Source organism: Parafrankia sp. EUN1f (assembly GCF_000177675.1).
Taxonomy (GTDB): domain Bacteria; phylum Actinomycetota; class Actinomycetes; order Frankiales; family Frankiaceae; genus Parafrankia.
Genome location: NZ_ADGX01000032.1, coordinates 1 through 12,884, shown reverse-complemented (window position 1 = coordinate 12,884; position 12,884 = coordinate 1). Strand labels below are relative to the sequence as shown.

Genomic DNA, 12,884 nt, shown 5'->3' with positions numbered 1-12,884 from the left:
GGCACCTGCCGGGCGGCCGACCCGGATCAGGCTACTCGCTGCTCCGTCAGGAGCGCCGGTATGCCGTCCATCCGGCCTCGGTCAGCCGCTCGACCAGGCCATCGGCGCCCGCCGGGTCGACGGCGATCTCCACGATCCCGGCCGGAGCGTCGAGGCTGTGTTCGAACGGCCCGACATCCTCGATGTTGACCTCCCACTCGCCGATGACGGCGAACAGGGCCGCCAGCTGGCCTGGCCGGTCGTCGAGAACGACGCCGACCCACCCCCACGGGAGTGCCTTCGCGCCGGCCTTGCGGGGCAGCAGCGCCCGGCCCCGGTGGCCGCGGCCCATCGCCCCCGAGACGGCGGCGACGACCTCCTCCCGGGTGCCTTCGGCGAGCACGTCGGCGAGGTGGGTGAACTCCCGCCCGAGCAGGCGCACCCGCTCCGCGATCGGGCCACGGTTGCCGTCGATGATCGACGCCCACAGGGCCGCGTCGCTGTCGGCGAGACGAGTGGTGTCCCGGAAGCCCTGGCCGACGAACGGCAGGTCGTGGGAGTCCAGCCCGAGCAGGCTCCCGGCGAGGACGCTGGCCACGAGCTGCGGCACATGGGAGAGCACCGCCATCGTCGCGTCGTGGCGCTCTGGCGTCGTCCGCACCGGGATGGCGCCGCAGGTGAGGGCCAGCGCCGCGGTCGCGGCGACGGCGTCGGCACCGGTGTGCGGGACCGGGCAGATCGCCCAGACCCGCTCGGCGAACAGGTCCGCACGGGCCGACACGGCACCGTGCCGCTCCCGCCCGGCGATCGGGTGCGCCGGGCACCAGCTGCCGAGATCACAGCCGAGCTGGACGGCTTCCACCAGCGGACGTGCCTTCACACTGCCGGCGTCGCTGACGGTGGCGGCCAGGCCGCCCCGCTGCAGCTCCCGCAGCTGGGCGGCGACGGTCGGCAGCGGGGTCGCGATCACCGCGTGGTCGACCCGCTCCCCCTGCCACGGCCGGCCGGCGCCCATCGCCTCGGCCAGCTTGACCTGCGCCTCGTCGGTGTCCCGCAGGAACACCTCGATCCCGTGCGCGGACAGTGCCAGCCCGATGCTCGTACCGATCAGCCCGGAGCCGACGACGGCCACCCGCCGCAGCTCGGGCAGGTTCCGGTCGTCCCAGGCCGGGGGATCGGCCGCCGCCGTGTCGACCCCGGGCCGCACATACGGCGCGGCGAACCTGTTGGACGTCACAGCCCGGCTGCCTTGTAGAGGGCACCGACCTCGTGCCGGGTGAGGTGCCGCGCCCGGCCGGCCCGCAGGGTACCCAGCGCGACCGGGCCGAACGAGACGCGGACGAGTCGGTGCACCGGATGGCCCACGCTCTCCATCACCCGGCGCACGACGTGGTTGCGACCCTCGTGCAGGACGATCTCCATCATCACCCGGGACGCGGCCATGTCGATGATCCTGGCGGAGTCGACCTTCACCGGGCCGTCCTCCAGCTCCACCCCCGAGCGCAGCCGGCGGGGCAGGTCCTTGCGGACGGGGCCGGTGATCTCAACCAGATAGGTCTTCTGCACACCGTAGGAGGGGTGCATCAGACGGTGCGCGAGGTCACCGTCGTTGGTCACCAGCAGCAGGCCCTCGCTGTCGGCGTCCAGCCGGCCGACGTGGAACAGCCTGGTCCCGAACTCGGTGAGCAGGTCGGCGATCGTCGGCCGGCCACGGTCGTCGGCCATCGTCGACAGCACGCCGCGGGGCTTGTGCAGCGCCAGGTGCACCAGCCCCGTCCGGGTGACGACACGCTCGCCGTCGACCTCGATGACCGCCCGCTCCGGGTCGACCCGGCGGCCCTGCTCGCGCACGACCTCACCGTCGACCCGGACCCGCCCGGCGTCGATCAGCTCCTCGCTGGCTCGGCGGGACCCGATGCCGGCCGCGGCCAGCACCTTCTGCAGCCGGATGCCCTCGGCCTCCGGCCCCCCCTTCTGGCCCGGCCGGCCGGAGCCACCGGAGGCGGAGCCCGCACGGGAGGAGCCCGCACGGGAGGAGGCCGTGGCGCGGGCCGAGCCGGCGAGGAGGTCGGAGCCAGCGAGGTCGGAACCAGGGAGGCTGGAACCAGCGAGGTCGGAGGTGTCGTTCGGGTCGTTCGGGTCGGAGACGGTGCCGTTCATGACGCCACGATGTCATCGATATCCGCGACGCCGGGCAGCAGGGGTGCGAGCGGGGGCAGCTCGTCAAGGTCGCGCAGGCCCATCCGCTCCAGGAAGTAGTCGGTGGTCCGGTAGAGGATGGCCCCCGACTCGTGGTCATGGCCACATTCCTCGACCAGGTTGCGCGCGGTGAGGGTGCGGATGACCCCGTCGGCCGAGACGCCGCGCACCGCCGAGATCCGCCCGCGGCTGACCGGCTGCTGGTAGGCGACGATCGCGAGCGTCTCCAGCGCGGCCTGCGACAGGCGCGCCGACTGCCCCGCGAGCACGAAACGCTCCACCCACGGCGCGCACTCGTCCGCGGTGTACAGCCGCCACCCCTTGCCGACATGGCGCAGCCGGAAGCCGCGCTCCTCCCGCGCGTATGCCTCGGCCAGCTCGACGAGCAGCTGCTCGACCCGGCGGGCGGGGATGTCGAGTGCGGTGGCGAACTCGGCGACGCCCACCGGCCGTTCCGCCACCGTCAGGACCGCCTCCACCAGCGCGATGTCCGAGGGGCGGCTCGCCTCGTCGACCGCTGTCGCGCCTGTTGCCCCCGCCTCCCCCGCGGGGGTGGGATCGCCGCTCACTCCGTGGTTCTCCTCGCTCCTCGAGGCCTCCTCGGCCTGCTCCGACGGCCGGCCAGGTCGTCGTCACCGCCCCAGTCTCCGCCGTCGTCGCCGGCCGCGGAGCCGGCTCCGGCTGGCGCCGCGGCCGTCAGATCCGGCAGGCCCGGATCGAAGGCGGGCCCGTCCTGCCCTGCCTCGCCAGGGTAGAGCGAGGCTCCGACAGGACGGTCCTCATCCTCGGTACGGGCCACCCAGCGGACGATGAGCTCACCCAGCGGCCGTTCCTGCTCGAAGGTGATGCGTCCCTCACGGAACAGCTCCAGCAGCGCCAGGAAACGCGCGACGACCTCGATCGTCTCCAGCAGCCCGACGCAGAGCACGCCGAAGGAGGCCACACCGAGTTCACGCAGCATCCCGATGACGGCGATCATGTGCTCGCGGACGCTGACCCTGGGCAGGTGCACGTGGTCGGTAGCCACCTGCGGCGGAAGTGGCGGCTCCCGCAGCCGGGCGGCGAGCGCCGCGAGCTCGGTGGGGCCGATGCTGATCTGGACCTCGGGCAGCGCGGCGGCGTACCTCGGCTCCAGCGGCACCGCCCGGGCGACGAACCTGGCCTCCAGCGCCATCATCGCGCTGAAGATCGAGGCCGCCTCCTTGTAGGCCTTGTACTGCAGCAGCCGCGCGAACAGCAGGTCGCGCGCCTCCAGCAGGGCGAGGTCCTCGGCCTCGTCGTCGGAGATCGCGCCGGGAAGCAGGCGGGCGGCCTTCAGGTCGAGCAGGGTCGCGGCGATCACCAGGAACTCGGTGGCCTGCCCCAGGTCGAACCGGTCGCCGAGGCGCCGGATGTGCGCGACGAACTCGTCGGTCACCTTCGACAGCGCCACCTCGGTGACGTCCATCCGGTGCTTGGCGATGAGCGAGAGCAACAGGTCGAACGGTCCCGAGAAGTTGTCCAGCTCGACCACGAACGGCTCGGTGCGGCCCCCTCGCGCGCTGGCCGCCGAGGCCGCGGAGACGTCCGCTGCCCCGGTCGCCGCAGTCGTTGGTCGCGCCGTGGTCTTTGGTGGCGCCGTGGTCTTTGGTGGCGCCGTGGTCTTTGGTGGCGCCGTGCCTGCGGCCGTTGCCGTCGCCTCAGCCCGGTCCGCGGAGCTCTCGTCCTCGCTCAGAGCAGATCGAGCCCGATCAGCGAGCCCAGGCCGCGCAGCAGCGGCAGGGTGAGCTGGCCGAGCACGGACGGGAAGCCCGCGAAGAGCACCGGCAGGAGGACCACCGCGAGCAGCAGCGCCACGCCGATGTTGCGCTCGGTGAGCTGGTAATGCGCCTTGCGCCAGCCCTCGGTCTGCGGCCCGAGCAGGAACAGGATGCGCCCCCCGTCGGCCGGCGGGACGGGGACCAGGCTGAGGATGCACATCGAGGCGAACGTGTACGCCATCCACATCAGCAGCTCGATTGCGAAGCTGGCGCCGAAGATCTCGGCCACCCGGTCACCCTGGACCATCAGCACAAGCTCGGTGAGCCCACGGGTGCCGCCCAGCGCCGCGAGGGCCAGCAGCGCGTAGGCGAGCGGGCCGGCGAGCAGCGCGGCGGTCACATGGAACCGGCGCCGGCGCCAGACGTCGTTCATCCGGATCGGTTCGGTCCAACCGGCGCCGCCGAGCAGCACACCGACCCAGCTGAACGGGCTGACCCGCTGGGTTCCCAGCCGTGCGGTCAGCCGCCCCGACCGCGCGGGCATCGGGTCCCGGGCGAGGCGGGCGGCGAAGATCTGCGCGGCGTCGTGCACGAAGACGCCGATGACGAAGGCAAGCAGGATCCCGAGCAGCGCCGCTGGCTCGGCGAGCTGAAACAGCACAGCGTTTCTTCCGTCCCCGATCGGTTGTCCCTGTCGCAGGACCCGCCGACCGGGCCCCGTCTCCCCGCGACCGCGCCGCCTACCACCCGGCCCGCTCACCACCCGACCCGACCGACGGCGACATCACCTGGGCCGGCCACCCGGGCAGCGGCCCGAACAGCCGGCCCAGGTGACGCGGCAGCCGGTCCTGCGGTACGGCGCCCGGCCCAGCGGGCCGGTCACCGACCGATCGGATCACCCGACGGCTGGCGGCGTCGCGTAGCGGGCCATCAGTTCTCGGGCCAGTCGACGGTATCCGGCCGCGCCGACCGATGTGGGGGCATAGGTGGTGATTGGCTCACCCGCAACGGTCGTCTCCGGAAAACGCACCGTACGGTTGATCACGGTGTGAAAGACCTCGTCGGGAAAGCGCTCCACAACCCGGGCCAGGACCTCCCGGGCGTGCAGCGTTCGGGCGTCGTACATGGTCGCCAGAATCCCGGCGAGCTCAAGCCGCGAGTTGAGGCGCTCCCGCACCTTGTCGATGGTCTGCAGAAGCAGCGCCACGCCGCGGAGCGCGAAGTACTCACACTCCAGCGGGACGATGACGGCGTCGGCGGCGGTGAGCGCGTTCACGGTGAGCAGGCCCAGCGAGGGCTGGCAGTCGATCAGGATGACGTCGTACACATCCATGATCGGGGCGAGGGTGCGGGCCAGGCTGTGCTCCCGGCCGACCTCGGTGACCAGCAGCACCTCGGCGGCCGACAGGTCGATGTTGCTGGGCAGCAGATCGAGGTTCTCCACCTGGGTCTCGACGATCGTGTCCTGGATGTCGACGTCGCCACCCAGCAGGAGGTCGTGCACCGTGACCTCGAACTGCATCGGGTTGATGCCCAGGCCCACCGAGAGCGCGCCCTGAGGGTCGAAGTCGACCAGCAGGACCCGCCGGCCGTACTCGGCCAGCGCCGCGCCGAGATTGATCGTGCTGGTGGTCTTGCCCACGCCGCCCTTCTGGTTACACATCGCGACGACCCATGCGGGGCCATGCGAGGTCAGTGCGTCCGGCACCGGGAAGACGGGCATGGGGCGCCCGGTGGGGCCCGGCTTGCCGGTACCGTCGTCGGCGATATCCTCGCCAACCTCCAGGCGGCCGTCCTCGGACAGGCGAGGTTCGCCGACCGTCACCTCGCCGTAGTAGCGGCGGCCCGGCGGACCGGTGACCGCGGAGTCGGAACGGACCACGAAGTACCTGCTCCTCACGACAGCTCGGACAGTCCCTGCGCCACTCGTTCGGGTGGGTCACTGCATCGGGGCGTCACTAGGTTCGGGGTGTAACTAGGTTCGGGGTGTCACTCGTTCGGGGCGGTTCGTCACTGCTTCGGGGCTGTCACTGCTTCCGGGCTTGCTGTGTGTCGCCTGTTACTGCGTCTTCGGCGGAGATCTCCTCCTGTGACGAGCAGAAACGGACCGGTTGGAGCGTACCGACCCGGACCCGGTATCGGCCGTCTCGGGGCCCGCCAGTCGGCGTGTCGCGCTCAATCTCGCATGCATGACTCGAACTTCGGTGCCCACCCGGCGCGTTTCGCGGTGATTTAGTCGCCGCTTCACCCGCCGTCTCCACTCGGTCGTGTCCACGGGCTTCCACGTTGGCGCACATTGCGGTACGGCGACGGTCGGGTGTTGGCTGAGTTCGCCGGCTGATGCCTGCGCCGCCGCATCGGTGCGGCGGAATCACCGGCGCGGACGGAAAGGGAGTGCCATGGCCGAGGGCCCACAGGCAGTGACGGTTGAGGCGGTCGTCGCCGGAGGAAAGGGTGAGCCGGTAGGCCTGACGAAGATCGTCGTGCCGGCTCCCGGGCCCGGCGAGGCCCGGGTGCGGGTACAGGCCTGCGGCGTGTGTCACACCGACCTGCACTACCGGGAAGGCGCGATCAACGACGACTATCCGTTCCTGCTCGGGCACGAGGCCGCCGGGACGGTCGAGGCCGTCGGCGAAGGCGTCACCTCGGTCGCACCCGGTGACTACGTCGTGCTCGCCTGGCGGGCCCCCTGCGGGGTCTGCCGGTCCTGTCTGCGCGGCGCGCCCTGGTACTGCTTCGACTCCCGCAACGCGGTCAACCCGATGACCCTGCAGGACGGCACGCCGCTCACGCCGGCCCTGGGCATCGGCGCCTTCGCCCCGCTGACGCTGGTGGCGGCCGGGCAGTGCGTCAAGGTCGACCCGGCCGTCCCGCCGCAGGCCGCGGGCCTGATCGGCTGCGGTGTGATGGCCGGCTTCGGCGCCGCGGTGAACACCGGGCGGGTCGGCCGCGGCGAGACCGTCGCCGTGTTCGGGTGCGGCGGGGTCGGCAACGCGGCCATCGCCGGCGCCTCGGTGGCGGGCGCCCGCCGGATCATCGCGATCGATCTGAGCGACCGCAAGCTGGAATGGGCCCGGAAGTTCGGTGCCACCGACGTCGTGAACTCCAGCGCACAGGACCCGGTCGAGGCCGTGCGCGCGCTGACCGACGGCAACGGGGCGGACGTCGTCATCGAGGCGGTCGGACGCCCCGAGACGTACCGGCAGGCCTTCTTCTCCCGCGACCTCGCCGGCCGCCTCGTGCTCGTCGGTGTGCCGGACCCGTCGATGACCCTCGAGCTGCCACTCATCGAGGTGTTCAGCCGCGGCGGGTCGCTGTCCTCGTCCTGGTACGGGGACTGCCTGCCGACACGGGACTTCCCCATCATCATCGACATGCACCGCCGCGGCCGGCTCGACCTGTCCGCGTTCATCACCGAGACCATCGGCATCGGCGATGTGGAGGCCGCGTTCGAGCGCATGCACCGCGGCGAGGTACTGCGCAGCGTCGTCCTGATCTGACCCGCCCCGCCGGCGGCCCGCCCCGCCTGCGACCCGTGACTTGCGCCCCGTCCGACCTTGGGCGTCATGCCCGGTTCCGGTGAAGCCGGACGGGTGTGGCCGGCCGGCGGGACGTCGCGCCGACGATCGGACGGGTACGGTCGGTCGGGGTCTGCCGGTACCGGACGGGGGCCGGCGCCGAGAGGAGTCAACGTGACGGTCAACGGCGTCCAGCGCGTCGACAGAGTCATCACCCGAGGGGATTTCACCCTCGACGGGCAGTCGTTCACCGTCGACAACAACGTGTGGCTCGTCGGCGACGACCGCACCGTGATCATCATTGACGCGGCGCACGACCCGGCCGTCATCGAGGCGGCTGTCGACGGGCGCAAGGTGTCGCTGATCGTCGCGACGCACGGTCACAACGACCACATCAACGCGGCCGCGGAGCTGTCGGACCGGGTGCGCGCGCCGATCGCCCTGCATCCGGACGACACGGAGCTGTGGAGCCAGATCTACCCGGAGCGCCCGGCCGACCAGTCGCTGCGGGACGGCCAGGCCATCCCGATCGCGGGCGGCACGCTGCGCGTGCTGCACACTCCCGGTCACTCCCCCGGCGGGATCTGCCTGTTCGGTGAGCTGGGCGGCGACCCGGTGCTGTTCAGCGGCGACACGTTGTTCCGCGGCGGACCGGGCGCGACCGGGCGGTCGTTCTCCGACTTCCCGACGATTCTCTCCTCCATCCGCGGAAAGCTGCTCACCCTTCCCTCCGAAACCATCGTGCACACCGGCCACGGCGATGACACGACGATCGGCGAGGAAGCCGTCGACTACGACGACTGGGTACGCCGCGGCCACTGAACCTTTTCCGTCGTCGACTCCGATCTGTGGCTACAGCGCTCGACAACCGCGAGACGGAAAAGGATCACTGAATCCTTCGAATTCAATTCAACGGAGCACCGGTGGCCGGTGCGCCGGTCACGGACTGGCGCCGGGGATTTCTGATGCTCGCTGCGTGTCGGGGCTGAGGTTGTCGCAAAATCCCGAGGAGCGGCGGATCCGGGCCCCGATGGCCGCGACCGGCATTGCCACCTGACAAGAGTGAAGGATTTTGGTCGCCAGAACAACCAAAATCCTTCGTTCTTCGAACGGCAGCGCAGGGCCGACCGCACCGAGGCGGGATCTCGCGAGACAACCCGCGCCGATCCCCGTGGCGGAGCCATCGGCGCCGCCACGGGAACACGCGGCAGTGTCGCCGGTCAGCTGGTGCGGTTGTCCCGGCGCAGCTGACGTAGCTGACGGCGCAGCCTGATCTGCGGGATCACCCCGATCAGCAGTCCCACCACCAGCCCCGCCGCCGCGGCCGCGGCCAGCGCGCCGGCGACGGACATGACCTGCGTGGAGCCGAAGATCCAGATGCTCATCTGCTGGTCGTTCTTCACCACGAACAGGATCACCGCGATCGCGATCAGCAGCACCAGCACCGTGATCGCATAGGTCGAGTAGGCGACCCCACGCCGGGCCGACCGCGCACCCCCGCCAGGCCCGGTACCCGGCGCACCCGGTGCCGGCGGCGCACCCGGCGTGCCCGGCGTGCCCGACGCACCCGGAGCGCCCGGTGTGCCGGCGGGACCCGACGCGCCGGGCTGCGGCTGGGCCGGCAGGGCCCCGGTCGCTGGCGGGAGCTGCCTCGGAGCCGCCGTCAGCGACTTGTCCAGGCCGCCACCCGGCTGTTGTGGTGCCGTCATCGCCCGCCCCCTGCGGATGCGTCCAACCAGCCCAGGCCGGCAGGAGTTCGTCATTCCGGGCACTGATACCCGTGGACGCAGTGTAGGACGGCCGGTGCCATATGCTGAGCCCCGCGGACGAGTTGGCCGGGCGGTCGCGTCGGCAGCGGGGCACCGACCCCGGTGCCGCCGAGGAACGTCCGGGCTCCACAGGGCGAGGTGGTGGGTAACGCCCACCCGGGGTGACCCGCGGGACAGTGCCACAGAAAACAGACCGCCGGCACCGCACGGAGCCGGTAAGGGTGAAACGGTGCGGTAAGAGCGCACCAGCGCCCGGGGTGACCCGGGCGGCTAGGTAAACCCCACCTGGAGCAAGGCCAAGAGGCCCCGGCCGGTTCGGTCAGGGCTGCGCAGGCGTTCGAGGGCTGCCCGCCCGAGCCTGCGGGTAGGCCGCTGGAGGCCGCCGGCAACGGCGGTCCTAGATGGATGACCGTCACCGGCAAGCCGTGAGGCGACCCGGCACAGAACCCGGCGTACAGGCCAACTCGTCCGCCCCGCGTCCACTGACCTGCAGCGGGGTTCAGCCGCCCACGCTGCGCGCATGCACACGCGCTCCGCTGTCAGACAGGACTGCAATACTGCCGGCATGACCCACTCGGACACCGCGGAGAGAGCCGGCGCGAGCCCGGACTTCTTCATCTCCTACACCGGTGCCGACGAGGACTGGGCCGAGTGGGTCGCCTGGGTTCTGGAGGAGGCGAACTACAGCGTCGTCATCCAGAAATGGGACTTCCAGCCAGGCAACAACTTCATCCAGAAAATGGACGAGGGCCTCCAACAGGCCGCACGCACGGTCGTGATCCTCTCGGCCCGTTATATGAAGTCGTCCTTCGCGACGGCGGAGATGCGCACCGCCTGGCAGCGCGACCCGTTGGGACGTCGCCGGGGCCTGTTGGTCTTCCGGGTCGAGGACTGCAGGCGGCCGGGGCTGCTTTCCACCGTGATCTCCGTCGACCTGTTCGGGGTGAGCAAGGAGGAGTCGCAGCGCCGGATTATCGCCGCCGCACTCGGGGAGCGGGGCAAGCCACCCGCACAGCCGCGGTTCCCCGTGGTCATCGCCGCCGGGCCGCGTCCGCTGTTCCCGCCCGAGCGCCGCGTGCAGGCCCGCCGTGCGGCACGCCAGATCTGGTCTGCGGCCGTCGCGATCGTCACGGTCGCGATCCTGGTCGTCGTCGTGGTCAATGCCGCGCCGGCGGTCCGGCGCGGCATTGACCACGCACGGGCCGGGCTGAGGTCGTCCGCCTCGCCCACCGTCGCGACGCCGACGCCGGGCCCGACCATCGTGAACGCCGACGGTCCCGGGCCGTGGACCGTGCAGGCCATCGGCTACACCTACGAGGTCACCGGGGTGAGCCGAACGACCGCGGCGCCGTTTCCGCGCTGGTGGGATCCGCCCGTTCCGGCGATCTCGGTGCGGGGCACCGTCCTGCGCGCGGAAGCGAACTCGCACACCTCGATGGGGTGGGAACTGCGGGACCAGAACGGCCACAAGCTGACGGCCCCGACCGGTACCTCACCCGATCCGCCGGGCGAGTGGGAGAACACGCCCACCCTCGGCCAGACGGTTCGGTTCGAGCTGGTCGTCTATGACACCAGCCCCGCCGTCACCTCCCTCACCCTCACCATCACCGACTTCCACCGCAGCGACTACCCGCTGGTCATCAGCAACATCCCGGTCGCCTGATCCTCCCGCCCGACTCAGCCCCACCGCGCCGCTTCGGACGAATTCGGAAAGCCGGGCAACCCGGAGACAGCCCGCCGGCCTCTGTAGGGCAAGGAGGTCGGGTTGGATACAGACGGGGGCGACAGCGGCGGGTTCACGGCGTATTTCGCGCCGCGGGCCGCCGGGCTGCTGCGGTTCGCCTATCTGCTGACCGGTGACGCCGGGGAGGCGGAGGATCTGACGCAGACGACGCTGGTGCGCATGTTCGTCGTCTGGCCGCGGGTCCGTGGCCATGACCGGCCCGACGCCTACGCCCGCCGGGTGATGGTCAACGCGAACGCCCGCCGGTTTCGCCATCGGCGGGTCCGCCAGGTTCTCGTCGACGTCCCACCGGAGCGGGCGGAGCCGTCGTCGCAGCTCGCCGCCGTGGAGGACCGGGTGGGGCTGGCCGCGGCGCTTGCCGCGCTGCCGCCGCGGCAGCGTGCCGTCGTCGTGCTGCGCTACTGCGAGGACCGGCCCGAGGCGGAGGTCGCCGCGCTGCTGCGCTGCTCGACGGGAACGGTGAAAAGCCAGGCCGCGAAAGGCCTCGCCAAACTGCGCGCCCATCCTGCGGTCACCGGCCTCGGCCCCGCCCCAGGCTCCGGCCCTGACGCTGACTCTGCCTCTGGCCCCGGCCCCAGCCCCACCGGCCTCGCCAACCCCGCCGGCCTCGCTGGCCGCGCCGGCCCGCCGAACCCGTCCCGGGTCGCACGCCCCGTCATCGGGCGGGAGGAGCTTCCATGAACGAGACCTCGCCACCCAGGTCCGACGACGCGGTCGCCGGCTGGCTGCACACGGCGGCCGACCAGCTGGAGGTCCGCCTGCCCGCCGGGCTGGTGCCGGCCGCGGTGGCCGCAGGGCCTGCCGCCCGGCGGCGGCGCCGTCGCCTCACCGTCGCCGTCCCGGCCGGCGCCGCGGTCCTCGCGGCCGTCCTGGTCGGGGTGGGTGTCCTCACCGGTGGCCACCCGGAGGGCCGGACGAGGATCCGGCCCGCGGACGGGTCCCCCGGAGTCGTCCGCACCTCGCCGCCGGGCCGTTTCCTGCCGCCGGGCCGTTCCTCGACGCCGGTCCGCACTTCGCCGCCGGTCCATCCCGCCGCGCCGGCCGGCGCGCCCACCGAGGTACCTGCCGCCGCGGGCGGGCCGCCGGTCCAGCTGCGCTACGTGGACACCCCGCGGCTGCTGACCCTCACCGACACCCAGCGGGGCATCATCGACTCCCACTGCGCCACGCCGTACGAAGCCCAGCTGCCGCCGAACGCGCCGCGCCAGATGGTGGCCGTCGCCGGCCGGTGGGGCCTGCAGGTCCTGATCGTTGACGCCGGTGGCGGCGGGATGTGCCGCGCCTACACCGAGACCGGGGCGGAGAACGACGTCGCCCCCGACTTCGCCGGCCTGAACGGCCCTCTTCTGTGGTCACCCGGCCAGCACGACCTAAGCCGGCCGCCGGCGAACCCCGTCGAGGTGTTCAGCTCCGGTGAGGACGGGTCCGGCAGGCTGGGCGAGTGGAACGCGCGACGGTGGGCCGTCGGGCAGGTTGCCCCGGAGGTCGCCCTGCTCGTCGCAGCGCTCCCGACCGGGGAGGCCGTGATCGTCCCCTTCGAGCCCTCGACCGGCGCGTTCATCACCCACATCCAGGTCACGACCCCGGATGTCGCCCAGTACCACGCAGTGAACCAGATGCCGCTGACCTTGTACGCCTACGACTCCGCCGGGACACTCGTCGCCCAGACCACGGCCGCCATGTGCGCCCAGTACCCGGCGTGCAACGGGCCGGAGGCCGCCAAGACCATCCGTCCCTCGCCCCTGACGTCCGCTCCGATGACGAACACGGGCATACCTACGGCTCGCCGGACACCCACCGCCAGCTAGGTCACGGAGGAGCCTTCACACAATCGCCGCGATCTGGTTGCGGGTCCGGGAAGCGACGGCTGCAGGGCCACCGATACTGGCCTGGCGGTCCGTGCCCACCCACCGCCTGGCGACCCACCGGGGATCTC

General features: G+C 72.0%; 12 protein-coding genes and 1 other RNA gene. 6 read left to right on the top strand and 7 right to left on the bottom strand.

From position 1 onward, the window contains the following. Window positions 1-46 precede the first annotated feature (46 nt). The 6 genes from FREUN1FDRAFT_RS12215 to FREUN1FDRAFT_RS12190 form a co-directional block, all read right to left on the bottom strand. Entirely contained in the window at window positions 47-1,216 is a 1,170-nt protein-coding gene (locus FREUN1FDRAFT_RS12215) for a prephenate dehydrogenase (protein WP_006540352.1), read from the bottom strand. Beyond that, entirely contained in the window at window positions 1,213-2,139 is a 927-nt protein-coding gene (locus FREUN1FDRAFT_RS12210; protein WP_006540351.1) for a pseudouridine synthase, read from the bottom strand. Before FREUN1FDRAFT_RS12210 ends, FREUN1FDRAFT_RS12215 begins: the two co-directional genes overlap by 4 nt. Next, a complete protein-coding gene (gene scpB / locus FREUN1FDRAFT_RS12205) occupies window positions 2,136-2,747 on the bottom strand; it encodes an SMC-Scp complex subunit ScpB (protein ID WP_006540350.1) in 612 nt (203 codons plus the stop codon). Before scpB ends, FREUN1FDRAFT_RS12210 begins: the two co-directional genes overlap by 4 nt. Beyond that, on the bottom strand, window positions 2,744-3,892 hold the full coding sequence (locus FREUN1FDRAFT_RS12200) for a ScpA family protein (protein ID WP_063745299.1): 1,149 nt from the start codon (window positions 3,890-3,892) through the stop codon (window positions 2,744-2,746). Before FREUN1FDRAFT_RS12200 ends, scpB begins: the two co-directional genes overlap by 4 nt. After that, window positions 3,889-4,578 (bottom strand): hypothetical protein, encoded by a 690-nt coding sequence (locus FREUN1FDRAFT_RS12195; RefSeq protein ID WP_006540348.1) that lies wholly within the window; start codon window positions 4,576-4,578, stop codon window positions 3,889-3,891. The genes FREUN1FDRAFT_RS12200 and FREUN1FDRAFT_RS12195 overlap by 4 nt, the downstream gene beginning before the upstream one ends. Window positions 4,579-4,812: 234 nt before the next feature. Next, on the bottom strand, window positions 4,813-5,799 hold the full coding sequence (locus FREUN1FDRAFT_RS12190) for a ParA family protein (protein WP_006540347.1): 987 nt from the start codon (window positions 5,797-5,799) through the stop codon (window positions 4,813-4,815). Window positions 5,800-6,316: 517 nt separating this feature from the next. On the opposite strand from FREUN1FDRAFT_RS12190, the gene FREUN1FDRAFT_RS12185 reads away from it, so the two are divergent. Then, window positions 6,317-7,417, top strand: coding sequence for an S-(hydroxymethyl)mycothiol dehydrogenase (locus FREUN1FDRAFT_RS12185; protein ID WP_006540346.1), 1,101 nt, complete (start codon window positions 6,317-6,319; stop codon window positions 7,415-7,417). Window positions 7,418-7,609: 192 nt separating this feature from the next. Beyond that, window positions 7,610-8,257 carry an MBL fold metallo-hydrolase gene (locus FREUN1FDRAFT_RS12180; protein ID WP_006540345.1) on the top strand — a complete coding sequence of 216 codons (648 nt, stop codon included), beginning with the start codon at window positions 7,610-7,612 and terminating at the stop codon, window positions 8,255-8,257. A 398-nt stretch (window positions 8,258-8,655) separates the two neighbouring features. On the opposite strand, the gene FREUN1FDRAFT_RS42980 is transcribed toward FREUN1FDRAFT_RS12180, so the two are convergent. Next, a complete protein-coding gene (locus FREUN1FDRAFT_RS42980; RefSeq protein WP_006540344.1) occupies window positions 8,656-9,144 on the bottom strand; it encodes a lipopolysaccharide assembly protein LapA domain-containing protein in 489 nt (162 codons plus the stop codon). Between the two features lie 118 nt (window positions 9,145-9,262). Between FREUN1FDRAFT_RS42980 and rnpB the strand changes: the two genes are divergently transcribed. The 4 genes from rnpB to FREUN1FDRAFT_RS12160 all read left to right on the top strand — a co-directional run bounded on the left by rnpB (window position 9,263) and on the right by FREUN1FDRAFT_RS12160 (window position 12,756). Continuing rightward, an RNA gene (gene rnpB / locus FREUN1FDRAFT_RS39715) (RNase P RNA component class A) lies at window positions 9,263-9,675 on the top strand. A gap of 94 nt (window positions 9,676-9,769) precedes the next feature. Next, window positions 9,770-10,867: a toll/interleukin-1 receptor domain-containing protein gene (locus FREUN1FDRAFT_RS40635; protein WP_063745297.1), complete on the top strand. Its 1,098-nt coding sequence runs from the start codon at window positions 9,770-9,772 to the stop codon at window positions 10,865-10,867. Window positions 10,868-10,969: 102 nt separating this feature from the next. Beyond that, window positions 10,970-11,629 (top strand): SigE family RNA polymerase sigma factor, encoded by a 660-nt coding sequence (locus FREUN1FDRAFT_RS12165; RefSeq protein WP_006540342.1) that lies wholly within the window; start codon window positions 10,970-10,972, stop codon window positions 11,627-11,629. Then, a complete protein-coding gene (locus FREUN1FDRAFT_RS12160) occupies window positions 11,626-12,756 on the top strand; it encodes a hypothetical protein (protein ID WP_006540341.1) in 1,131 nt (376 codons plus the stop codon). The genes FREUN1FDRAFT_RS12165 and FREUN1FDRAFT_RS12160 overlap by 4 nt, the downstream gene beginning before the upstream one ends. Window positions 12,757-12,884: the final 128 nt, after the last annotated feature.